The organism is Vibrio sp. B1Z05 (assembly GCF_052955985.1).
This window is the reverse complement of sequence record NZ_CP130464.1, coordinates 320,591-344,640: the sequence shown is the minus strand read 5'-3', so window position 1 is coordinate 344,640 and position 24,050 is coordinate 320,591. Positions and strand designations below refer to the sequence as shown.

Annotated in this window: 12 protein-coding genes and 1 pseudogene; 6 read left to right on the top strand and 7 right to left on the bottom strand. The window is 41.8% G+C overall.

All coding sequences use genetic code 11. The features are described from left to right. Positions 1–58 precede the first annotated feature (58 nt). The gene (locus QV280_RS14385; protein WP_172972812.1) at positions 59–877 is read left to right on the top strand and encodes an amino acid ABC transporter permease; all 819 of its coding nucleotides are present in this window, start codon (positions 59–61) and stop codon (positions 875–877) included. Positions 878–1,043: 166 nt separating this feature from the next. Here the strand turns inward: QV280_RS14385 and QV280_RS14380 are convergent, their stop codons facing one another. The 7 genes and pseudogenes from QV280_RS14380 to QV280_RS14350 all read right to left on the bottom strand — a co-directional run bounded on the left by QV280_RS14380 (position 1,044) and on the right by QV280_RS14350 (position 13,735). Next, positions 1,044–3,707: a penicillin-binding protein 1C gene (locus QV280_RS14380; protein WP_152820648.1), complete on the bottom strand. Its 2,664-nt coding sequence runs from the start codon at positions 3,705–3,707 to the stop codon at positions 1,044–1,046. Then, on the bottom strand, positions 3,704–8,350 hold the full coding sequence (locus QV280_RS14375; RefSeq protein WP_152820646.1) for an alpha-2-macroglobulin family protein: 4,647 nt from the start codon (positions 8,348–8,350) through the stop codon (positions 3,704–3,706). The genes QV280_RS14380 and QV280_RS14375 overlap by 4 nt, the downstream gene beginning before the upstream one ends. A gap of 244 nt (positions 8,351–8,594) precedes the next feature. Beyond that, positions 8,595–8,987 (bottom strand): hypothetical protein, encoded by a 393-nt coding sequence (locus tag QV280_RS14370; protein WP_021713470.1) that lies wholly within the window; start codon positions 8,985–8,987, stop codon positions 8,595–8,597. Between the two features lie 10 nt (positions 8,988–8,997). Continuing rightward, positions 8,998–9,711, bottom strand: a complete 714-nt coding sequence (locus tag QV280_RS14365; protein ID WP_021713469.1) for a hypothetical protein — start codon at positions 9,709–9,711, stop codon at positions 8,998–9,000. Then, positions 9,656–11,053 carry a hypothetical protein gene (locus QV280_RS14360; protein ID WP_021713468.1) on the bottom strand — a complete coding sequence of 466 codons (1,398 nt, stop codon included), beginning with the start codon at positions 11,051–11,053 and terminating at the stop codon, positions 9,656–9,658. Before QV280_RS14360 ends, QV280_RS14365 begins: the two co-directional genes overlap by 56 nt. Continuing rightward, positions 11,053–11,967, bottom strand: a complete 915-nt coding sequence (locus QV280_RS14355) for a hypothetical protein (protein ID WP_152820644.1) — start codon at positions 11,965–11,967, stop codon at positions 11,053–11,055. Before QV280_RS14355 ends, QV280_RS14360 begins: the two co-directional genes overlap by 1 nt. A gap of 655 nt (positions 11,968–12,622) precedes the next feature. Continuing rightward, positions 12,623–13,735: pseudogene (locus tag QV280_RS14350) on the bottom strand (ISAs1 family transposase). A gap of 571 nt (positions 13,736–14,306) precedes the next feature. On the opposite strand from QV280_RS14350, the gene QV280_RS14345 reads away from it, so the two are divergent. The 5 genes from QV280_RS14345 to pglX all read left to right on the top strand — a co-directional run bounded on the left by QV280_RS14345 (position 14,307) and on the right by pglX (position 24,049). Next, on the top strand, positions 14,307–15,206 hold the full coding sequence (locus QV280_RS14345) for a WYL domain-containing protein (protein WP_152820642.1): 900 nt from the start codon (positions 14,307–14,309) through the stop codon (positions 15,204–15,206). A 9-nt stretch (positions 15,207–15,215) separates the two neighbouring features. After that, entirely contained in the window at positions 15,216–15,815 is a 600-nt protein-coding gene (locus QV280_RS14340; RefSeq protein WP_152820640.1) for a DUF1819 family protein, read from the top strand. Further along, positions 15,815–16,378, top strand: a complete 564-nt coding sequence (locus QV280_RS14335; protein WP_152820638.1) for a DUF1788 domain-containing protein — start codon at positions 15,815–15,817, stop codon at positions 16,376–16,378. The genes QV280_RS14340 and QV280_RS14335 overlap by 1 nt, the downstream gene beginning before the upstream one ends. A gap of 109 nt (positions 16,379–16,487) precedes the next feature. Continuing rightward, positions 16,488–20,231, top strand: a complete 3,744-nt coding sequence (gene brxC / locus QV280_RS14330; protein ID WP_152820636.1) for a BREX system P-loop protein BrxC — start codon at positions 16,488–16,490, stop codon at positions 20,229–20,231. A 107-nt stretch (positions 20,232–20,338) separates the two neighbouring features. After that, a complete protein-coding gene (gene pglX / locus QV280_RS14325) occupies positions 20,339–24,049 on the top strand; it encodes a BREX-1 system adenine-specific DNA-methyltransferase PglX (protein WP_152820634.1) in 3,711 nt (1,236 codons plus the stop codon). Position 24,050: the final 1 nt, after the last annotated feature.

The window sequence follows — 24,050 nt, the reverse complement described above, 5'->3', positions numbered from 1 at the left end:
TAGCAAGCGCTATTGGTATCAGAGCCTCAATCTATTAGACGGTGTCTTGCTGGCAATTATGGGTGTATTCCTCGCTTGGCTATATTACCGCTCCGCTGTCGGCATCAATTACCATTGGCGATGGCAAGACGCTATACGTTTGATTTTTGTTCCTCCTTCTGAGGGCAAGCTCCCCTACTTCTTCCAAGGCCTAGTGGCAACACTGCGCCTAAGTCTTTGGAGCATGGTGCTCGCACTCTCTTTTGGCACCTTACTTGGCATTGCGAGGCATTCAAAACTGGCGCTATTCAAAACGCCAGCACTGCTGTTTATTCAGTTGGTACGCAACATTCCACCTTTGGTGTTTGTGTTCATTTTTTACTTCTTTATCTCCAATCAACTGATCCCGCTACTTGGCTTACAAAGCCTGCTTCGTGAGCACCAAGGCGACCTTAATGGCGTACAGCAGTTTCTATTTGGCCCAGCTAATTTGTGGGAAAACTTAGCTTCGGGCGTGATCTGCATTGGCTTATTGTCATCGGCCTACATAGCGGAAGTGATTCGCGGCGGCCTTGAAAGCATACCTAAAGGACAGTGGGAAGCGGCCGACTCGTTGGGTCTTTCTGGGCTTGATAAATATCGATTTGTGATTGGCCCGCAGGTGCTCACCGCCATTACACCACCTTTGGCGGGACAAACCATTTCTCTGGTCAAAGACACTTCGATTGTCTCGTTAATTTCCATACAAGAGATGACCTTTGTCGGCACAGAGATGGCCAATTCATCAGGCATGATTTTTGAAATTTGGCTGATTGTTGGCGTTGTGTATTTCTGTTTGTGCTTTGCACTGTCACGCCTGTTTAATCGAATAGAAAAACGCTCTAGAGCGTATTTGTAATTGCTATACTAATCACTCTAAGTAAGTGATCAGAAATAACACAGGAAAAATACTCAAGAACAAGGTGGGGTTTTTCGATAAGTAGTTATTCTATAATCAAAAATTCTAACGCAGTTCTCGAGTATTTTAACAAACTAGAATGGCCCGTTATTTAACCCGATTAGTACTAGTAAACCGTAATATTGACCGAGCTGCAGGTATTATTATTACAGGCTTTGATTTCATGCTTGCCTGATAACGATTGTGCATCTATTTGGTTTGCGCTCACATTGCCATCTAAATACCAGCGTACATCTGGGCTAGAAGCTTTTAATGACAGAATTTGTCCTGCATAAGGATAAATATGACTGCCGTCTTCGGGCTGAATAATATCGATAAAGCGTTTTGACTTAGAGTGCACTTTCTCCCATGACAACAGTTCTTGCGGCCAATTATTTGCTACAGATAAACGTTTATCTCGGCGCAGCGTTCTTGGCGTAACGCCATCAATGGTCCATGCCAGACGTTTTTGCTGACAATTGGCTTTCGAAACCATCTCAGCGGCTAGACCACTCGGCCAGCAAATTGACACTTTCTCCACAGCTTTGGGTTTTTCTACCTCAGTCACGTCTTTAGGCAATAAATCAAACACATCGAATAGAATTGGCGCAGCCATCGTGGCGCCGGTTTGCCCAACATATGGTGAACCGTCAGGTCTGCCCATCCACACCCCGACCGTATAATCATTGCTGGTGCCAATAGCCCAAGCATCACGAAAGCCAAAACTGGTACCCGTTTTCCAACCGATTTTTCTACCAAATTTAGCGCGAGGTCTATCTGGCGAGCGTATATCTTGCAAAATAGTGCGCGTGATCCAAGCACTTTCAGGAGTGAGCAATTGCGCTTGTTCTATTTTATCGAACTGACTGAGTCTCGGCTTTATCGCCACGCCTTGACGGCTCAGAGCGGTGTAATACATCACCAACTCACGCAGCGTTGATCCGCCTCCTCCTAACACCACCGTTAAATTCATATCAGGCAATCGTAAAGATGAACCCAAAATCTGCATTCGTTTGACAAATTTAGGCACTTGGATTTCATTTAGCAGATACACAGCCGATAGATTTTTTGAACGTTGTAAGGCTTCAGTTGCTGATACTCGTCCCTGAAAATGTTTATCAAAATTCTGCGGTTTATAAGTGCCAAACTGCATTGGAATATCCATCAACAAACTTTGCGAATGAATCACCCCTTGCTCCATCGCTTGCGCGTACACAAACGGCTTTAACGTAGAGCCGGGAGAGCGAATCGCTTTGGTCATATCGACATGCCCATAACTGCGAACGTTATCCATATCCAATGAACCTTTATAAGCAAGCACAGCGCCAGTTTTATTCTCAACCACCATCACCGCCACCGACAAATCATTAGACAACGCCGTAAACCGCTGCTTAACAATAGCATCAACATTCTGTTGTAACTCACTCTTTATAAACGTCTTTACTGAAGAGAGATTCGGTGCCTGTCCCTGAATCAAATTCGGTGTGTGTCCTTGAATCTCTTGCCGTGAATTAGCCGCTTTAAACGCCTCTGCTGAAGAAGAATTCAGTGCCTGTCCTTGAATTAAATTCGGTGTGTGTCCTTGAATCTCTTGCTGTGAATTAGCCGCTTTAAACGCCTCTACTGAAGACGAATTCAGTGCCTGTCCTTGAATTAGATTCGGTGTGTGTCCTTGAATCTCTTGCTGTGAATCTGCCGCTTTAAACGCCTTTGCTGAAGACGAATTCGGTGCCTGTCCTTGAATTAAATGCGGTGTGTGTCCTTGAATCTCTTGCGGTGAATTAGCCGCTTTAAACGCCTCTGCTGAAGACGAATTCAGTGCCTGTCCTTGAATTAAATGCGGTGTGTGTCCTTGAATCTCTTGCTGTGAATCTGCCGCTTTAAACGCCTTTGCTGAAGACGAATTCGGTGCCTGTCCCTGAATTGATTTAGGTGTATGTCCTTGAATCAAGTTGTCATTTGTCGGCTTGAAATGAGCAAGCTGGTGTTTTCTTAACTCACGAGCCAACAGGGGCACTTTGCGCTTGATTGGCTCTCGCCCGGCAATCACCACCTCTTTACTTAGCAGTTGATATTCTGACTCGGAAAGCATGTCATTTGCGATCAAACGTCTTAGTACTTTATTGCGAGCACGCTGAGCATTTTTGGGGTGACGATCGGGGCGATAGACACTTGGTCTTTGTGGAATAACAGTCAGCAATGCAGCTTCAGAGATGTTTAAGTTTTTCGACGACTTACCAAAATAGCGCTGACTGGCCGCTTCAACGCCTTCGATATTGCCTCCCATAGGTACATGGGTTAGATACAAGTTCAAGATTTGTTGCTTGCTGTAGTGCGCTTCAAGTTGTAAAGCTCGCAATATTTGAATGAGCTTGCCACCATAGGAGCGGTCGATAGGGTAAATAATGCGCGCTACTTGCATGGTCAGCGTCGAGCCGCCAGAGACGATTTTTCCATAGCGAATACGCTGATATAAAGCGCGGAAAAGCGCAGGAATATCCACCCCAATATGCGAATAAAATCGGCTGTCCTCATAAGCGAGTAGTGATTTTAAATACAGCGGTGACACCTCACTTACCGTCACAGGAATGCGAAAAGTGCCCGTGTCATCGGCAAACTGGCGCAGTGTATCGCCTTCCGCCGATAACACATTAAACGCGATACTTTTAGGGGTAGCACTTGGCAAAGGACAAGCCCAATTAAGCACTTTCCAAGCCAAGGCTAAACCAATAATGAGTGCAACTATGGCCAATGCCACAGTTGCAACCCAACGTTTTACAGACGTACTCATTTGATTTGAATACTAGAAACAGAACCAGGCTGATACACAAAGCGCTCAGGCGCATACATATCTTCAATAAACAGATTTGGCACCTCTGAAATACCTTGAGTCTCAGCGCGCATTACATAATAGAAGGTGTATGAATAACCACGCGAAAAATCAAGGGAAGTCACATAGCGGTCGTTTCTAAACTCTTCCATTTCTGCGCCAGATGACACAAAGTCCAAAGATTTCAATAGCTCTTTAGAGTCGGTGAAATCTGGATTTTCAAGCACCATCCCCGCCGGTAGATAATCCACTAACATTGCTTTATCGATATTCTCTTTCAGGTTAACCACGACTTTAGCAATGATTCTATCCCCAACATGCAGCGTAGCGCGGTTTAAGCGTTTCCCTTTGCTATCAAAGTAGGTTCTAGACACCTGCTTAAACTCTACCGAACTTTGCAGCGCATTAGGATCGGCGTACCCATCGATAGATTCCGTCACATAAGCCACATCGTGTGATTCATTTTGGAATCTATCTCCAAGTTGCATGGACACAGCTTTAGACGATGGCACCAGTTGGCCGTTTTTAGAGATTTGAATTGGTTTTTCGTTCAGCGCTTGCAAATCAAAGCCGGCCTTGGCTAGCGCATAACGCTCTTGTGTACTAAAGTAGCGGCGTTTGTTCAGCGCTTTAAAGATCGCTTTTGCAGACTCAATGCGCAGTTCAGACATTTGACGATTAATCGGCCCTTGTTTTTCTAAGTCACTGACTATCGACACAATTTTAGCGCGCGCCGATAACGACGAGTCGTAGTAATTATCATCATGCAGCTCAATAGCGTATTCGGCTTGTCTAAAGTAGTCTCGGCTACTGTGCATATCTCCAAGGCGATAGAACACAGCCCCAAGATAAGCATTACTGAGACTATTAAACACAGGCACCTCTTTTAAATACGTCTTAGCATCAGAGAATGACAGTTTCCCTGCTTGAGTTAACACATAAGCGGCATACGCTTGATCATTGATTCCAACCTCTTGGTTAAGATCACCATAAATGTACTGACGCATGCGTCTAGTGATTTTATCCAACACTGAGTTACTGACCATATTTGGGTAACGCTCATTCACTGTAAACAGGAAGCTTGCCACATAACTTGTCAGCCAAGGTTCTTCTTGCGAATACGATCCCCACAAGCCAAACCCACCTTTGCCATTTTGATAATCAGCCAAGCGCAACACCGCTTTTTGCAGCATATCAACGTCGCTTCGCTCCTCTAACACCTCTTTTTTCAGTGGCACTAGTGAGGCATCATCAAGCAACCAAGGGTAGCCAGTACTGGTGGTTTGCTCTACACAACCATAAGGGTAGTTAAACAAACCTTGTACAAAAGCGGTTGGCTCTATCTCTGGCACTCGGCTAAACGAAACTGTGCTAATGCCATGATCTTTAGGTAACACACCTTGCCACTGCGCACGCGTGACATTGACAAAATCCCCTGCCGCTAACGTTCTGGTGGTCTTTTTAGTCACGTACGGTGACGGCGAACGCACTGGAACGCGCCAATTTCGCTCAATCTGATAAGCGCGGCTATTCACGGATAAAGTCAGGTTAGTCATGGTCACTTTATTACCAACATCTACCTGCACCGCAAAGTGCGCTTTTTGTTGTGGTGCAAGCTCTAGCACTTTCGCGCTTTGTCCAACTAATCGAATACCATCGTCGGCACGCAAGCTAAGCGTCACTTTCTGCATTTCTTTGGTTTGGTTTGACGCTTCTACCATCACTTGGCTTTGATTGTTGGTGGCAAAAAATCTAGGTACTGAAAGTTCGGCGACAATTGGCGCACTTACCGTCACATCCTGCACTTTTTGTCCAAATTTAGCCCCAGCAAAAACTGTCGCGACCATTTGCACTTCGCCGTTGTAATCGGGTATTTGCAGCTGAATATTCGCTTCACCTCTTTGGTTTAATTTCACTGCTGGCAATACCTGATTAAAGGTTTTGCTTTCCACCAAATTATTAAGCGGTTTACTGGAATTAATCCCTTCATCACCACCATAACGGTGACGAATAAATGGTGAAGGACGAGACTCAAACTGTCGGGAGTACAAATCAATAATATCCGCCCCTAAACGTTTTTGTCCGTAGAACCAATTGAATATATCGGCCACTTTATAGTGCGACATATTGATGATCCCTTTGTCAGCAACGGTTAACACTACGTATGCATCTTTAAGATTGGTAGCATTATCCACTTTGACTTTAACTGTTTGCGTGGTAAAAGGTTCCAGTCTTGCTGGAGCTTGAATAGACACAGCCAGTTTTCGATGATCACGGAACAGTTTTACCGGAGCAACCGCTAACGAGCGACGCACATACGCCTTATCAGAATTAACTAGCGAACCAATCAGATATAGATCGTGACGATCAATATTGCTCGGCAATCGTAAGCGAATATTTTGTTTACCTTTTACTTGCACCGTTTTGTGCAAATAGGTTTTATCTGCCACCAATTCTAACGATACCAACCCAGCCCTTGGCGACGCCACTTGCACATTGATGTAATCGCCAGCTAAGTAGCTTTCTTTATCCAATTTCATTGACAGTTGATCAGGCTTAACTGGAATTTGCGTATCGCCATCTTCCCAACCTGCATACAACGAATACACGGTTTCTTGACCACTTGGCGCTACAGCGGTAATGCGATAATCGCCCCACTCTACAGGAACCACAAGCTCATTGTGTTGAGCATTAACATGCATCACTTTAGATTCAGTCACGCGCCAGTTATCGTCACGACGCAAATCCCAACCAGAGCTTTGGTTAAACACCCAGTAATAGCCACCTCGGTTGCGTTCAACCTTAATACGGACATCACCTGATAAAGTATTCTCACCTTTATCATCAAGCAGCAACAGACTGAATTTAGCCTCTGTGAAATAGCCAAAATCCTCGGAGTTAGGTTTTAAACCGACAATGGATTTTCCATTTGATACCAGTAATTTATTAACGCGCGTAGTGGTTGCGCCGCCCGTTTCAAACAACTGATTATTAGTCGTTAACATTGCAGGACCGTCTAATGCGTCTTTAGAAATCGCACTAAGAGAAAAATGCGCCTTACCCTGTTTATCCAGTTTTAAATCAATATCATCTGGCGCATTCGAGCTTGAAATGTATTTTTGCTTACCCACCAAATAATGAGCGTATTTGCCCGGGAAAGAAGCAATAGAACGCAGTGTTGAACTTATGGTTAAGCGATTGCCATCCGCCACTTGCCCAAACAAATAACGTCCGCTGGCTTGCCCTTTTATTGGCTCACCAGCCATAACTAAATGAGGAACAGACACCGTCAAATCCATCCGCTCAGGGACAAATTCTTGCACGTTAAAATTAAAACTGCCGATCACCGCTTTTGATTGACGAGTAGAGCGTACTACCGCACTCCATTTACCCAGTTTTGCTGAAGCAGGAATGGTAAAGCGATAGTTAAAGAAGCCTTTTTGTGATTCCTCAATATTACGTGACAGTATCACTTTGCCGTCAGGCGCAATCACCTCCATAAACAACGAATTCAGCGCCGTTATTTCACCTGACTCTTTACGCAATACAATATTAAGTGGCACCTCCTCACCCGGTTTAAACAAATCTCGGTTAGAGAATATGTAACCATTCAACGATTTAGACTGCTGACCATCCACTTTAAAGTCAGAAAGATCCAGCGGCACCTCTTTCATTGGCAATACCGCAACACTCGCGCCGCTTTGCACCACAAACACATCTTCACTAGAACGCTCGCCGTAATCAAACTGTACGAAACCATCCTTTAAATAAGCAGTATCACGAACACCATCTTGCCCCACAATGCTCACTTTGGCCGATTGCAACGGTTTATGAGTGGCAAGATCAACCGCTTGCAACGACACTTTTTTATCAAACACTTTCGCTTGCACGCCAATATCTGACAGCAACACATGAAAAATATCAGGACTATCAAAAGAGTTAGATGGCTTAATCGCAATAATGTACCAACCGTTCGCCAAATTATCCGGCAACTTCAAATTAGTCACCGTAGAGGCATTTTCTTTGGCAGCCGGTAGCTTAAAGCTCAAATCTGTTTGATGAGTAAAATTCTTTCTAAGACGCTGCGCCGACCAATTACTTAGCGTTTGAGAGTAAAAATAATCCGCAAACAACTTAGGCGTATCATCCACACGATAAATAGACGCAAGCACACCCGTCGCATTCACACTTTCAATAGGAATCGCGCGATCGCCAGTAGCATTAATAAAAGGCCCCTGCCCCAACACCCGCACCGAAGGCGACGCCTCATAAATATTGATCGTCTCAAGCGATCTTAGATCCTCTCGGTCAAATCCCGCCAACGACACCGAATACTCCCCAACGCCAAAGTCATCAATAGACAACGACTGAAAAGTGCGGTCTTCGGACAAAACCCAAGCACGATGAACCCGCTTCTTATCTTTAACCACAGGTAAATCAAGAGGATGCGACAACGCCCCCTTCAAACTAACTACAATGCTAGTCTTGCCATTTATCTTGCCTTCCGTCACATTCGTCACCGTAGCGGCAAACACACCACCAGCAAAAGCCAACATATATATAAGAGTGAAAAACTGAATGAATAACTTGCGATGAATTCTCATTTCAACGTCCTTTTAGATTCTACCAATACATAATAATTTGCTATGCAAAAAAGCATGTATTGATTTCATCAATGGAATGTAAGAGTTGTGTAAGTTGTTATTTTTGTGAGGGTTAGGTGGGTGATTTATAAAATTTAAGCATGATTTTGGAGGTCTGTGGATGAGTATCAGTATGAGATATTGTAGGTAACTAGCCGGGTATTAATGTGAGTTGGGGCACAAACATGGGTGCCCCTCGCTAAAATTACACAGAATCTGGTAAAGCCTCTGCTTGAGCAAATCGCTTTAGCGCCTCATCTTCAATCATATTAAGGTTTTTAGGCGCTACGATAGATTCAGTCACTACCTCGACTTCGGATAAAGCATTATTTTTGTATATACTGAGATACTCTCGATTTATAGCCATACTCTTAACAAAATAACTAGAGATAGTATCAGACAAGATCATTTTATAGTGATTAGAGAACTTTACGTTTAGGTACCAGCCTCCATACTCTCTAGACTTAACTTCTACAAGCATGCCAAATCCCCAAATACGGTGATCTATGGTAATTCCATGTTCTACTTTAAAATCTTTAGCAAGATCCCCATCATATTCTATAAATATAGCTTTGAATGATTGTTCACTATCGTACATAACCTAATTTTTATTCCTGTAACAACTCTGGCATACGATTTAGTTTCTCATTCCCGAGCGTATTTGCACCATCGACTTTAACTCCATCACAGTCTATATAGATTTTTCCATTTCGTCTGATTTGAGTGCATTCATCGGGGATAACTTCGACCTTTTTCTCAACCACTTTTTCAACTGGAACCTCTACACGTTTTTCTACCGGCACTTCCACGCGTTTTTCCACCTCTTTGATCAATGGCGCTTCTGTTACCCATCGATACATCCGATATAGACCGAGTACAGCCAAAGAAATCAAAATAATAATAAGGATGAGCTTTAGAATTGTATTCAAAGCACTTTGCAGCCACCTACTACGTTGATGTTTAAGTCGCCTCGAATCCCTTTCTTGCTGGATTCGTTGCGATTTTCTTAACTCATAAATCTCTGCATTCGCACGCTCTCTCGCGAGTTGAGCTGTCACTTCTTCTTTTACTATTTGAGAATGAACTTGCTTTCCTTTTAGCGTATTCAATTGCTCCGGAGATATAGTCCCCTCATGAACATGAGTATCCGCTTTTTCTCCTGCAATTTCGGCCGCAATTTTTTCAGCTTCTAGCTGCTCTTGAAGTAGTTCTTTTCTATATCTAGCTTCATCAAGCTTTCGTTGATGTTCTTTTAACCGTTGTAATCTAAGCCAATTCTGGCGATTCGACTCTTGTAGTTTGCTCAGATCTAGACTGCGCATTGAGTAGTTCCTCTAGTTCATCACTGGTAATATTCTCAGGAATTGGGACAATTCGTTCATGGATGATGATCTGTGGTTCTTTCACTATCATCGGCTCACTGACCTTCTGAATTCGGTCAACATAAACCGGAACTTCAACCTTGACTGGAACTTCGACAAATTTCTCAATTTCTACTTCAACAATCTTTTCAACCTCAACAATCCGTTCTACTTCTTTCTCGATCTCTACTTCTACAATTTTTTCCACTTCAATTGTACGTTCGACTTCTTTTTCAACCTCAACAGGTACTTCTACTATTTTATCTACTTCAATAATTTTGGTGCGCCTACTAGCCCAAACACGCATATATTTGAGTAATTTTGCCAACGCAATATCTCGAATATCACGGCGCTCTCGCTTCAGTAGCAAACTGTGTTTTCTTCTTTCTTTATGCTCTGGAGTACTCAGTGATTTCAGTAAATTTAGGATGAAATAAACAGGGTATATTAAGGCTGATATAAAACTAATAAATGCACCAAATGGGTCGTCAAATTTCACCCCAAACCAAGAACTGACTTTGTTTACGATCGATACATACATCTGTTTCTTTTGATCATAATCTGTTTTGGTTCCGGAATGGGTGTTGTTAACTTTCGCAATCTCACTTCGCAAGCTATTCATTGTCGATCGCGAGTTAAAAATATCTGATTCCAACTTACGTATATTGTCACTATTCGCTTCTTTATCTTTTTGCGAGGTTTCTATATTTCGATTTAGCGAGTCTATTTGTTTTTTGAAATTAGCAATTGCAGCAGCACAATCAGGGCTTTGGCTACAATCTCTAGCTGTTTTTCGCCTTTCACTATCTTGAATACTGATCGCTGATAGCTCTTTTGTGTCACTTTCTATTTTATGGTCAATATTTACGTTTCTAGCGCGAAGGGCAATCAACTCGGTATTAAAATCTTTAATATCTCGAGATATATCTTCAATTTGATTCTGTCTAGTCTCATTATCATGTTCAGCAGTTAAAACAATTTTGACATCATTTGTAGCCAGACTGTTAAGATAACTATTGATTCCGGTATAACATAGTAACCAAAATGCAGGCACAAGTACGAATAAGGCGACCTTTAAAATTCGACTTGTTGAGTACCAATTCTTGATTACCGACGAAGTCCAAATAAGTACAGCTGATTCGGTAATAAACAGTAATACAGTAAATGGATTAATTGGGTAATCCCTGTTCGGAAATAGGATTTCATAACCCATAACATTAAACCAAACAATGAGGAGGCCCATGCCAAAAATGAATAGTGTTACCAATTTAAATTCGATGTCATCAAAACCAATATTTTTCATTACATTCTTTCAACTTTCATATATTTATTAATATTACTTTCGGTCAAAATCAACATCTGATTACGATCATAATTGTGCATAAATTCATCATATAGTTTTGAGCTACCACCAATATATTCCCAGTAAGGTTTGTAAACCTTATACACATGCTTTTTAAAACTTTCTGTATCAGGTTTGCTCGGGTTATATGGTCGGTGAAACCCAATTTCTGCCCCTGGTTCAATTTGTTTAAACACCCCAGAAGCATAAATAATTCCGCATGCTGAATAACACTTCATATATTGATCACTAGCAGAGCCCCATTTGTTCTCTTGCATATAAGTGCCAATTTTAATCGCCTCATTCATTAAACCACCTGGGCTATGTATCATCAGGCGATTTAAAGCTATACCCTTCCCTTTGTAATAAGCGACATAACGTAAGAACTTGTCGTAAGTACCCTCTGTAATCTTTCCTTCACCGTATAGGTAATAACCTTTGTTATCTTGCCCTAGCATAAAAATTATCTTGGTACTATTAGCTAAAGGATGACCAATTTTTTTTGGCGCCATAATTGGCGGCATTTTCTCAGGCAACGGTGGCGCTATATGTTTTTGCACCGGAGTATTTTTAGCTATCGCCTTATCAGCAGCCTTAGGACGCTTATGCGATTTTTTATTTGGCTCGTGAGGGACCGTCTTTGCGACTTTATGAGCACTTTGCTTGGTAAGTGTTTTCTTAGCTGATGCAATAGAGCTCTTTTTAGAATTCTCTGAATTCGTTGCAGGATTCGATTTTACTATAGGAGCTACTGTTAGTTCTTTTGAGACTTCTGACTGATTATGAATTAATTTTGCTTGCTCACTTGAACATCCTGTAAACAATATAGTAACAGTTAAGGTAATAACAAACCAACTGCATATTTTCATAGCCATTCGCTCTTATAAATTACTAAACGTAAATAGGTTGATAATTAAACTACTTATTACCTATATTATTAATGTGTTACTGAAAATCCACCCAACACACTAACACTTCTAAATAAGTACTTTTATTGGCGTAGTCTTAACTGCCTATACTTAGGTTTAATCAAAGACTTAGTGATTAGAAACTCGAATAGTGCAACAAACACCTTACAATTGAATAAATACAAAATATTCAAAGTCATAAATTGTATCACTATGCTTTAGAGAATATAAGACTACAACTCCCTTTGTCTTATAATTAGTCAAGGTTTATAGATATTTATATGAATCAAATACAATGCGCATCTTGTTTTGCATTCACAAAAAATACTTCATGTTCATTTTTGTGGAAAATAATAACTTGTGGTAAAACTTTATTAGCTTATGAGGCTAATTTCTTATTCACTATGCCACTACAGTTGTTAAGTGTTGTCAGTCTCGCTTTTACTGTATGATTTACCCTTAATAAGCATTGGTAATGCCCGGTCGATGGTGTCCTAATCGTTTCGACAGTTCTAGGCGCACGTTCTTGCCTCGCACTTTGACCTCAGAGAGAAAAGCCGACAGCGTTTTGGCAATATATTCGTGGGGGGGTTGCCAGGGTGAGAGCATGAGTGTTCAACTTTTAATCGGTGCTCAAATTACCAACTAAAATTTGTTCCAGATACTCGATTTCCATCGCAGCCATTTTAGTCTTTCTTCGAATACTCGCTTTTCTTGTGGTCTCATTCCGCAACATATTAATTGCCATATGGCGAATAGCGGCAAGTACTTCGGCAGCATTGTCACGGTAGATCTGACAAGCATCCTCACTAAATGCTGTGTCTAGCACCCAGTGAAGACTATTTTCTATTCCCCAATGCTCTCTAACACCAATCGCAAAATCCTGCGCACTCAATGCTCTAGAACTGAAGTAGTATCTGTACTCCAAAGAACATTTCTTGCCTGACTTATCGTACCTAAAACTCATAGCTTCACCGATGCAGTTGATGCTAGGCCAATCACAAAATGGCTTGGATTTTAGCGCAGGTAAAACTCGATATTCTCGCACCTCTACCCGACCATGTTTCGTCTCGGTTTTGGACTTAACCACCTCACCATCAGCGCTCTTTAGCTCTGACTTTACGGCCTTAAAAAGCTTTTCTTGATTGCCTTTTACAGCGAGCAAATAGTCACCGCCGTCTTTAACTATCGCTTCTGCGATACTCTTCTGGCAGGCAATTGCATCTATGGAAATGAGGCAACCCTTTATATCTAATAGCTTAAGTAGCTCTGGTATCGCCGTGATTTAATTTGACTTCACGTCGGTTTTTACCTGACCGAGTACCAGTTTATTCTGAGCACAAAACGCACTCACCATATGTATAGTTGATTGCCTTGAGCTTCGGTCATATGAGCTTCTTAGAGCTTTACCATCAATGGCTATAAACCGACCTTCAGTCGCTTCACAAAGACTGTGAACCCAGCGCGTGAAGCACTCTTGAAACTGCTTAGCATCGAGGCGTGAAATCACACGAGCTATCGTATCATGCACTGGCAAACCTTCTTTAAATAGCCCTTTATCTTGTAACCATCCGAGATGAGCACGACCAAAGTCCTCTATATCTTCCCAGCCTTCTGCACCAGTGATAACGGCGCAAACAGTTAAGAATAGGACATCAAAAAGTGGGTAACTCACCTTTGCTGATTGCCTCGGGTCTTTCAACGTGCTGAAGTGCTTTGTAAAGGCGTCGTGCATCACTATCTCCCAAAAAAGAGAGTATATGATCATAGCTAAATGTGATCGTCAAATCGATCGTTCTGAGTGGCTAAAAATCGTTCACGATCTCACCCTCGGAGGGTTGCCGTGCTTAATTCCTGTGATCACCGGAGGCGCTACGCCCAGTGTTTTCGTGTGAAAATTACACGTAAAATACTTACGCTCGCCATTAGAGAGATACAAATTATCAATGGGCTTTAATTGCTCACCAGGCACGCTATATAAAGAAGGAACTCTGATTAACCTCGATGATTGAGCCTAGACTTTAAGTTGACCAAATTGTTCTTTTGCAACAGGAAAAATAATCTTGAAATAAAAATCAGCCGCAATCAGATGACATCACATTAAACAATAACAGCTCATAAAAAAGCACTTGTTTTATCATTTACCGCCAACCAGATCGGGAAAATTTGCCACTTACATTCAATGTTTTAAAATCAATTATTAAATATCATTAATGATCTCCATCCAGATAAGTTTTGCAATTTCCCGATAGACAACAGACCCAAAATGGTTCAGACTTTGATTAAATAAAAGTTAGATTGGTTTTATGAATAATATCAACTACGCCCAAAAACAAAGACTTTCTTACATAGACTTTAAGCTAATGTTTGTTGGGCACTTTATGCGCTCAGAAGTTGTAGAACATTTTAAGATGGGACTATCAAATGCCACTCGTGATATCAATCTCTACAAAGAGATGGCAGCCCATAACCTTACCTACGACAACGCTGAAAAAAGATACTTTCAAACAAAAGCATTTGTCCCTCTATTTAATCACAACACAAATGAAACGCTTGGCAAGCTAGCCAATCAACTTTCTGGTGAAGACAGTGTAATTAACGGCTTAGGCATACCATTTGAAGCTCCAAGCCAACTTAACGCGCCTAACACCAACATCGTAGCTGTCCTTACTCAAGCAGCTCTGAACAACAAAGCGGTAAAGATAAGTTACGTGTCGCTATCTAGCGGCGAGAAAAAACGAACTGTCGTTCCCCACTCTATTGTTGATAACGGATTGCGTTGGCACATTCGCGCTTATGATTGCCAAACGAATGAGTTCCGCGACTTCGTTATTTCTCGAATTACCAAAGCTGAACTATCGGGTAACGCCGCATTCGAAGCTCAAACCATGCTCGCAGACAAGCAATGGATGAGGTTTGTACCTTTAGAACTAGTACCTCACCCGAATAACGTAAATTGCCCAAAAGCAATTGAACTTGATTACTCTATGAAGAATGGAAGCCTCTCCATTGAAGTTCGCGCAGCATTAACGGGTTACCTATTACGACGTTGGAATGTCGATTGCTCCAAGAACGCAACACAAACAACACCTGAGTACCAATTATGGCTTGCTAATAGACCAACTTTGTATGGTGTCGACAACTTGCATCTAGCATCGGGTTACTCTGAATCTACAAGTACAGCTAAAAATGAAAGCATCAATTAGGACGTAAACATGGCAGAACATAAAAAATACCTTGGTGACCTGATCGGTGGCAGTCTAATGATCACAGAAGCTCAACTTATCGCAGAGTTACTGCTTTCAGATCCAAGCAAAGAACAATGGGGTGATGCCATTGTTGATCAAAACATTCTTCAAAAGCGCTCTCCAGCCTCAGCTAAACGTAATGCCGCAACAATAAAAAAGCGCATCGCCAACTTGGGAAATAAATTCCTATCGACTTTGGTTAACGCTAACCACGAAGAAGCGGCACAGTTAATGATGGCTGCAACACTGATTAACTCTCCGCTACTTGCGGACTTCATGCGTACTGTTGTGATGGATGCAAAACGCATGTATCGCGAAAATATCGATATGAAAGATTGGGAATACTTCTGGGAAGATAAGTGCCGTATTTATCCTGACTTTGCTGATATGTCGGAATCTTCAACCTACAAAATTGCTCAAGTCGCATTCAAAGTCATGACAGACGGTGGCTTCTTAGAAAGCACAAAAACCAAAGTACTCACCAACATTTACATTACACCAGATGTACGCCAGCTATTGGTTGATATGGATAGAGACGACATCATCCAAGCTATGGAGATTTACTGATGCTCCAATTACAACAACGCTTAGACAACATCCAATCACGCCTAGAAAGCCATGAGTTTCTTCAAAACAAAGAACTTGGTGGTGAGATCGGCTTTTATATCTTTGACTATAAACCAGAGCATGAGCTGGCCGTTCGCGAGCATATTGAGCTATTGGAAAAGAAGCTACCAAACAGAGGCTATACCTTTGCCAGCATCAATTTGTTCGAGATGATAATTAAGTTGTTGGAATCACGCCGATTACTCGATAAGTCATTCAAGATGCAATTTGCAAAAGGCGATGAAGCACTCTTTAAAGCGTTAAAAGGGCCACTTGAGCAAAATCGCGTTGCAGAATTCATAGTGAAAGAAGCCAATATAGAGAATTGTGACTTTATCATGCTCCATGGTATGGGAAGTGTTTGGCCTATTGTCCGAGGTCACGGACTACTCAATGCGTTACACGCTAAAGTAGGCCAAGTACCCACCGTCATGTTCTACCCAGGTGAATATGATGGCGCGGCACTTAAACCATTTGGCCGTATCGAATCAAACAACTATTACCGAGCCTTTAAACTGGCATAACGTTTCTTTGAGTCCACTTAAAAAGCGTAGTCGCACTAAACATAATCGGAAGAAGTACTCTGTTATCAAATAAGTACTCTCTGGAACAAAAAGTTAGCTAGGAAATCAAATGCAATTACAGCAGTTATTTAATAAAGATATCTCACGCCCAATCAATGGTGTTGTTAAAGCCGATCAGGTAGGTAATGAAACTGTTTTTGTCGAACTCGACGAGTATGTCATCACCGCTGAACTTAAAGGTCATATTGAGCAATTCTTCAAATACTACATGCCCTCAGTAGACGACCCTAAAAGAGCCTCTGCTACAGGTAAATCTGGTATTTGGGTATCAGGTTTCTTTGGCTCGGGTAAATCTCACTTTATCAAAATCATGTCGTACCTACTGAAAAACGTAGAAACCACACATGATGGCGTTACAAAGCGAGCGATTGATTTCTTCGAAGATAAACTAGCAGAAGACCAAATGCTGTTAGGCGATATGCGTCGTGCGATTCAAAAAGAAAACAACGTTATCCTTTTCAACATCGATAGCCGCGCAGATACAGACGACAAAGAAGATGCAATCTTAAAAGTATTCCTAAAAGTCTTTAACGAAAAGATGGGCTACTCTGGCGATCACGCCCACATTGCAGACCTTGAGCGTGACTTAGATGCACGTGGCAAGCTTCAAGAATTCCACCAAGCTTTTGAAGAGCTTTCTGGTTCATCTTGGCTTGAAGAGCGTGATTCTTATGACTTCTACCGTGATGACCTTGCTGAAGCCTTCGCCAAAGTAACAGGTCAATCTGAAGAAGCAGGCCGCCAAGCGATAGAGCGTTTAGAAAACAACTTCAGCCTAGACATTCAAAACTTCTGTAAATGGGTTAAACAATACCTAGACGGCAGCCCTGAACGCCGCATTAGCTTCTTCGTGGATGAAATTGGTCAGTACATTGGTCAAAACACACAAATGATGCTCAAGCTTCAAACCATCACAGAAAGCCTAGGCACAATCTGTGAAGGCCGCGCATGGGTAGTCGTGACGTCACAAGAAGACATCGATGCTGTACTGGGTAAAATGCAAGAAGGCTCGCGTAAGAACGACTTCTCTCGTATCCAACAACGCTTTGATCGCATCTCGCTATCTAGCTCAAACGTAAACGAAGTTATCGAAAAACGTCTATTGGATAAAACAGAGCCTGCGCAAACTGCCCTAGCCACTTTATACAATGAAAAAGGCGACATCATTCGCAGCCAGCTTAGCTTTGAACAAACCAACAAGGCCGAGTTCTCAAACTTCTCAGGAACAGAGAACTTCGTATCAAGCTACCCGTTTGCACCTTACCAGTACAACCTAATCCAAAAAGTGTTTTCTGGTATTTCGCAAGCAGGCGCAGCAGGTACGCACCTAGCGAAAGGTGAACGTTCACTTATTGAAGCATTCCAAACCGCTACCAATCAATTTGTTGCCGATGAGATTGGCCGTTTGATCCCGCTATACAGCTTCTACCCGTCTATTAAGAAGTTCCTTGATACCGCTGTTGTTCGTGATATCAACCAAGCTCAACAAAAAGCATCAATTGATGAATTTGCAATTCAAGTTCTTCAAACGCTGTTTATGATTCGTTATGTAGAAGAAATGAAATCTACGATCGATAACATCGTTACACTGTGTATCTCTGAAGTAGACCAAGACAAACGCCAGCTTCGTATCGACATCACAGATAGATTAGATGCGTTAGAAAACAACCTCTTGATTGCTCGTGAGGGTGATGAATATAAGTTTCTAACTAACGAAGAAAAAGAGATCGAAAAAGAGATTCAAAACACCGACATCGAAACATCAGATGAAACGGCTGAACTCAGTAAGATCCTCTTTGAAGAAATTCTACGTAGTAGTAAAACGTACCGTTACCCTGAGAACAAGCAAGATTTCCCTGTATCACGTTACTGTAACGGTCAACCTTTTGAAAAAGGCTCGATTGATAACGATCTACACCTAAGAGTTATCTCGCCAATTGATGCCAGCTACGATGACATGAGCGATGCCGTTTGCGGCAATGAGTCTTCTGATTCAATCTTGATAAAACTACAAGACAAGTCGCGTTTGTTCGGTGAGTTACGTACCTATATTCGCACCGCTAAATACACCAAGCGGAATGCAGGTCGTGATGCCGATATGGAACTGCTCATTCGTGCCAAAGCGGCGGAAAACAGCGCTCGACGTAAACTTATTGTCACTGAGTTAGAAGAGGTCATTAAGCAATCAGACTTCTACCTACTAGGTCACAATTACAGTACTAAAGGTGCAACCGCTACCGCGATTATCGACAATGCTTATCGCCAGGTGATTGAAGATACCTTCAATAAGCTTAAGTTTGTTAAACCTTATAACGGTGACATTCGCCAACAAATTCAACAAACCTTAATTGTTGATGACCTAAGCCAGCTAAACATCGACTTATCAGGCGTAGAAGCAAATCCTCGTGCTCTTTTCGAGCTAGAGCAATATATCTCTATCAGTGATGAATATAATCGCCCTCTTACCGCTGGTGACATGGTGAAGAGATTTTCACGCAGCCCGTTTGGTTGGAACGATAACGAAATCATCCTGATGATTGCTCGCTTAGCGGTAGCAAACAAAATCACACTGCAAGCAAATCAGCAAGACGTGCCACTGAAAAGTGCTTTTGAACATTTAGACAAGAACGCTAAGCGTGCCAATTTACGTATTCGTCGTATTCAGCAGCAGTCAGAAGCAAACCTGAAAAAAGCAGCCAAGCTTTACAAGTCTGTATTCAATAAAAATGCGCCAGCGAATGAGAAAGATCTTCATGAGCAAGCGCTTCAGATTCTTAAGGGTATGCTAGCCAAGCTTAAGGATTTCAAAGCGAAATCAACAACAGGCAAGTTCCCTGGGAAAAACGAAATTGAAGATGGCATTCTCTCAATTTCTTCTCTTGTTGAGCAACAAGGTAGCTATAAGTTCATCGACGAGTTCTTACGCCAAGGTGCTGGTTTAGAAGAATTTGAAGAAGACTATGAAGAGCTAGAAGTCTTCTATGAAAAACAATTTTCAACATGGCAAAGCCTAGCAAATGCCCTGAGTATTGAGTTTGCGAAAAACCGTCATCTACTTAAAACCTCTGAAGTTGCGAATACCGCATTAGAAAAACTGGAAGCGATTTATAACGATGAGCGCCCTTACGGAAAAATTCGTCAAGTGCAGGGCCTAATCGAAACCGTAAGAAGCATAAATGACGAAATGCTGGTCGCTCGCCGTAAAGAAGTAGCAAGTAAACTTGAAGCCGCTATTGATGACGTTCAACAACACGTAACAGACTCAAAAGCGACAGACACCATCAGTAACGATGCACTTCGCCCGTTGCAGCTGTCTCGCAAACGCTTAGAACACCTAACCAGCATTGCTGAAATCAATGAAGAGCTGAGAAATTCTGAAAGCTTAGTAGAGCAAGCTGAAGAGATCATCAATGCCTTTATTGACCAGCAAATTAAAGCGGCTGAGCGCCAAGCTGCCCTTGAAGAAGAGCGTCGTAAAAAAGAGGCTCAAAGCCCGCAGCCAGGCTCAACAAAAGGCTCAAATGTTCAAGGGAATGGTGCATTAGATCTAGAACCTACTGGTTCAACTCCTTATGGTGCGAGTGCAACAAAGGAACCATTAAAAGTTGCGGAACCTGTAGTAGCAAAACCGAAAGCTAAAAAGGTTGTGACCGTCAAAGCGGGGGCTGTATTCCAAGAGCTAGGTGATACCACTTATCTTGAAACAGAAGAAGAGTTAGATAACTACCTTGCGGCACTAAAGACTCAACTTTCTGGGCTAATTGCTTCAAACCATAAAGTACGTATTAAGTAGCTCTTTACTGCTCTTCTCTACCGAGAGCAACAGTTGAAACCACAAAGATAATAAAGGAACCCACGCTCTATGAGCGTGGAAATCCAACCGAATTAGATGAGAATTCAATGAACACCAATAAACTAAAAGCCTATGCACCAAAAGCACGTGTTGATTTTATGGAAGCGGTAAAAAACAGAGCGGCAAAACTCGGTATTTTCGAAGACCATATCAGCGACATCACGATTGATGGTGACAGCGCGATAATCGAGAAAGAAGTTTACACCCGTAAGCAAGGCCAGCAGCGTAATCAACTAGTAAAACGTATTGAAGCGTTAGGCACGCACGATGGTAAGTTCGTGCATAAATATGGCTTTAATCAGTTTATCAACGAAACGGCATTTACATGGTTTAACCGCCTAACTGCTATCCGCTATATGGAAGTTAACGAATACCTAGACCACGGGTTTCGCGTACTAAGTAAAGCCGAAGGCGCTCAGTTTGGTGAAGGCTTTGAGATCTTAAACTCAGCGGCTGACGTAGCCGATGACTTAGGCTTAAACAAAGAACAAATCATCGACATGGTGCTTGATGGCAATAAAGAAGAAGAGCTTTATCGCACTCTCCTTCTTGGTCAGTGTCACAAGCTTAGCGAAGCGATGCCATTCATGTTTGAAAAGCTGGACGATGCGACCGAGCTATTACTACCAGACAACCTAACTAAAACTGATTCTATACTCAAATCTCTAATTAATGATCTACCAGAATATGAAGTTGAATGGACAAATATCGAGATCATCGGTTGGCTTTATCAGTTCTACATCTCTGAACACAAAGATGCGGTTATTGGTAAAGTCGTTAAGAGTGAAGATATTCCTGCTGCGACTCAACTATTTACCCCTAATTGGATTGTTAAATACCTAGTGCAAAACTCGCTTGGCCGTCAATGGCTTGCTACCTACCCTGACTCTGACTTAAAAGAGAAGATGGAGTATTACATCACCCCTGCCGAGCAAAGTAATGATGTGATTGAACAGCTAAAAGCGATTACGCCAACCAGCATTGATCCAGAAGAGATCAAAGTGCTAGATCCAGCTTGTGGCTCAGGTCACATCTTGGTGGAAGTATATGAAGTGCTACGTGAAATCTATCTAGAACGTGGCTACCGCCTTCGTGAAATCCCTGAGCTGATTCTTACCAAGAATATCTATGGTCTAGATATCGATGATCGTGCTGCGCAAATGGCTGCGTTTGCTGTGTTAATGAAAGCACGTGAAGATGATAAACGTATCTTCATACGTGATATCAAACTCAACATCCACTCAATTCAATCCACTGAAAACCTTAACATCAACCAGTTGTGGGCTGATTTGGATCTTGATGGCAACAAGCAAACAGGTTCGATGGACGATCTATTCGCAGAGCCGCCGCTAGAACTGGTTGAACCAACAAAAGAAAGTAAAGTTTATCTCGATTTGCTTCGCTACCTAAAAGAGCAATTCATTGATGCCAAAAACTTAGGTTCATTGATTGAGGTTGAAAATCAATACCTAGTCCCCCTAACTGAACTACAGGGGAAGCTTGCAGATAAAAATCAAGGTGATGAACCGATAGCGACACTAGCAGCAGGCGCGTTACTTCCTATTGTCGAACAAGCAACGATTCTGGCTCGCCAATATGCTGTTGTCGTTGCAAACCCGCCATATATGGGAAGTAAATATCAAACACCATTAGTTAAGAAGCACCTAAAAGACAACTTCAAAGGTTACGAAAAAGACCTTTTCTCCGCATTTATCATTCGGAACTTACAGCTTACGCGAGAGCACGGTGAGTTAGGTTTCATGACACCATTTGTGTGGATGTTTCTCTCAAGTTACGAGCAACTTAGAAACAAGCTAGTTGAAGACCATATCCTCTCATCACTTGTTCAGCTGGAATACTCTGGTTTCGATGGAGCAACAGTGCCGATTTGTACCTTTACGATCTCCAAAAAGTATATCACTAATTACAAAAGTAATTATATTAGGTTGTCAGAGTTCAAAGGTGTTAAAAATCAAGCACCCAAAACCCTAGAGGCTATAAATAACAGGAATTGTGGCTGGTTTTTCGAAACTATGCCTGATGATTTCAAAAAACTACCTGGCAACCCTATTGCCTATTGGATTACAGACAATTTAAGAAATGTTTACGTCAACTCACCTAAAGCAGACAATAAATCGACTTCAGTTGTTGGCTTGCAAACAGGCGATAATGATCGCTTTATGCGCTTCTGGTATGAAATTAATATCTCAAACTTCTCGGATAACTTTGAGAGTACAGACGACACTATAGATTCATCTATCAAATGGGTTCCATATAATAAAGGAGGGGCTTATAGAAAATGGTACGGCAATCGAGACTACGTTGTAAACTGGCAGCATGATGGCCACGAAATCCGTAATTTCAAAGATTCAAAAGGTAAACTACGTTCTCGCCCACAAAATACACAATTTTATTTCAAAGAATCAATAACATGGTCTGAAATAACATCATCTTGGAAATCATTTCGATTTAATGAAAAAGGCTCAATTTCTGATGTAAAAGGGCAATCTGCATACTTTGATGTATATGAATCAATGGTTTCTGCTTTATGCTGGTTGAACTCAAATGTTGTCGAAGTACTCACGAAAGTTCAGAACCCAACACTTAGCTTTCAGTCTGGTGATTATAGAAACCTCCCATTACCAGAACTGAATATGGAATGCATTAAATACGGAAAAGAAGCCATTGATATAGTAAAAGAAGATTGGGATTCATTTGAATTATCAAACAGGTTTACAGTATCCCCATTGATCAATACCAACGACAGACTGGAAGATTCATATCAATCCTACTTACTAAAAGGAACAAGCGCTAAAAATCGACTGAAGGAAATCGAGGAACATATCAATCAATACCTTATTAGCCGATTTAATATTGATAATGACGTAAGAGCATATGTCACCGACGAACAGATTACATTAAAGGTCAACCCGTCATATAGATATGGCGAATACAATCTGGAACGTTTCAGATGCGATACCATCATAGAGTTTTTAAGCTATTTCATTGGTTGTTATATGGGTAGGTATACCCTTGAAAAGCCAGGGATCATGTACGCTAAAGAAAAAAATTCAATGTTCAATCTACTAAATGATCAAAATCGATTCAAAACCTTCCCTGCTGACGATGATGGCATCGTACCTTTGGCAGACGAAGATTGGGTATTTGAAGATGATGCCACTGCCCGCTTCCGCGAATTTGTAAAAACGGTATGGGGTGAAGATTACTTACAAGAAAACTTAGATTTTGTAGCAGAAAGCTTATGCCTCGATGCAATCAAAGCAAAGAAAGATGAAAGCTCGACAGAAACTATTCGTCGTTACTTCTCTATGCAGTTCTACAAAGATCACTTGAAGACTTACAAGAAACGCCCAATATACTGGCTATTTAGCTCAGGCAAGGCAAAAGCATTCGAGTGTTTGGTATACCTGCACCGTTACAACGAAGGTACGCTGTCACGCATGCGCACAGAGTATGTCACACCACTAATGGGGAAGCTTGAGAGCCGTAAAAACATTCTTGAAGACTCTAAAGCAACAGCGTCTGGTGCAGAACTACGCGCTATCGATAAAGAGCTAAAAACGATTGAGAAGAAGCAAGCTGAACTGGTCACGTTCGATGAAGAGCTAAAACACTTAGCTGAAATGAAGATCAGTCTCGACCTCGATGACGGCGTTAAGGTTAACTACGGCAAGTTCGGTAACCTACTCGCTGATGTAAAAGCGATCCACGGTAAGAACCCAGAAGTAATCAAATAAC

Bases quoted from the DNA above. Each gene is read 5' to 3' on its own strand.
- QV280_RS14385 (WP_172972812.1), top strand. From the start codon at position 59: ATGGGTGTATTCCTCGCTTGGCTATATTACCGCTCCGCTGTCGGCATC.
- QV280_RS14380 (WP_152820648.1), bottom strand. From the start codon at position 3,707: ATGAGTACGTCTGTAAAACGTTGGGTTGCAACTGTGGCATTGGCCATA.
- QV280_RS14375 (WP_152820646.1), bottom strand. From the start codon at position 8,350: ATGAGAATTCATCGCAAGTTATTCATTCAGTTTTTCACTCTTATATAT.
- QV280_RS14370 (WP_021713470.1), bottom strand. From the start codon at position 8,987: ATGTACGATAGTGAACAATCATTCAAAGCTATATTTATAGAATATGAT.
- QV280_RS14365 (WP_021713469.1), bottom strand. From the start codon at position 9,711: ATGCGCAGTCTAGATCTGAGCAAACTACAAGAGTCGAATCGCCAGAAT.
- QV280_RS14360 (WP_021713468.1), bottom strand. From the start codon at position 11,053: ATGAAAAATATTGGTTTTGATGACATCGAATTTAAATTGGTAACACTA.
- QV280_RS14355 (WP_152820644.1), bottom strand. From the start codon at position 11,967: ATGGCTATGAAAATATGCAGTTGGTTTGTTATTACCTTAACTGTTACT.
- QV280_RS14345 (WP_152820642.1), top strand. From the start codon at position 14,307: ATGAATAATATCAACTACGCCCAAAAACAAAGACTTTCTTACATAGAC.
- QV280_RS14340 (WP_152820640.1), top strand. From the start codon at position 15,216: ATGGCAGAACATAAAAAATACCTTGGTGACCTGATCGGTGGCAGTCTA.
- QV280_RS14335 (WP_152820638.1), top strand. From the start codon at position 15,815: ATGCTCCAATTACAACAACGCTTAGACAACATCCAATCACGCCTAGAA.
- brxC (WP_152820636.1), top strand. From the start codon at position 16,488: ATGCAATTACAGCAGTTATTTAATAAAGATATCTCACGCCCAATCAAT.
- pglX (WP_152820634.1), top strand. From the start codon at position 20,339: ATGAACACCAATAAACTAAAAGCCTATGCACCAAAAGCACGTGTTGAT.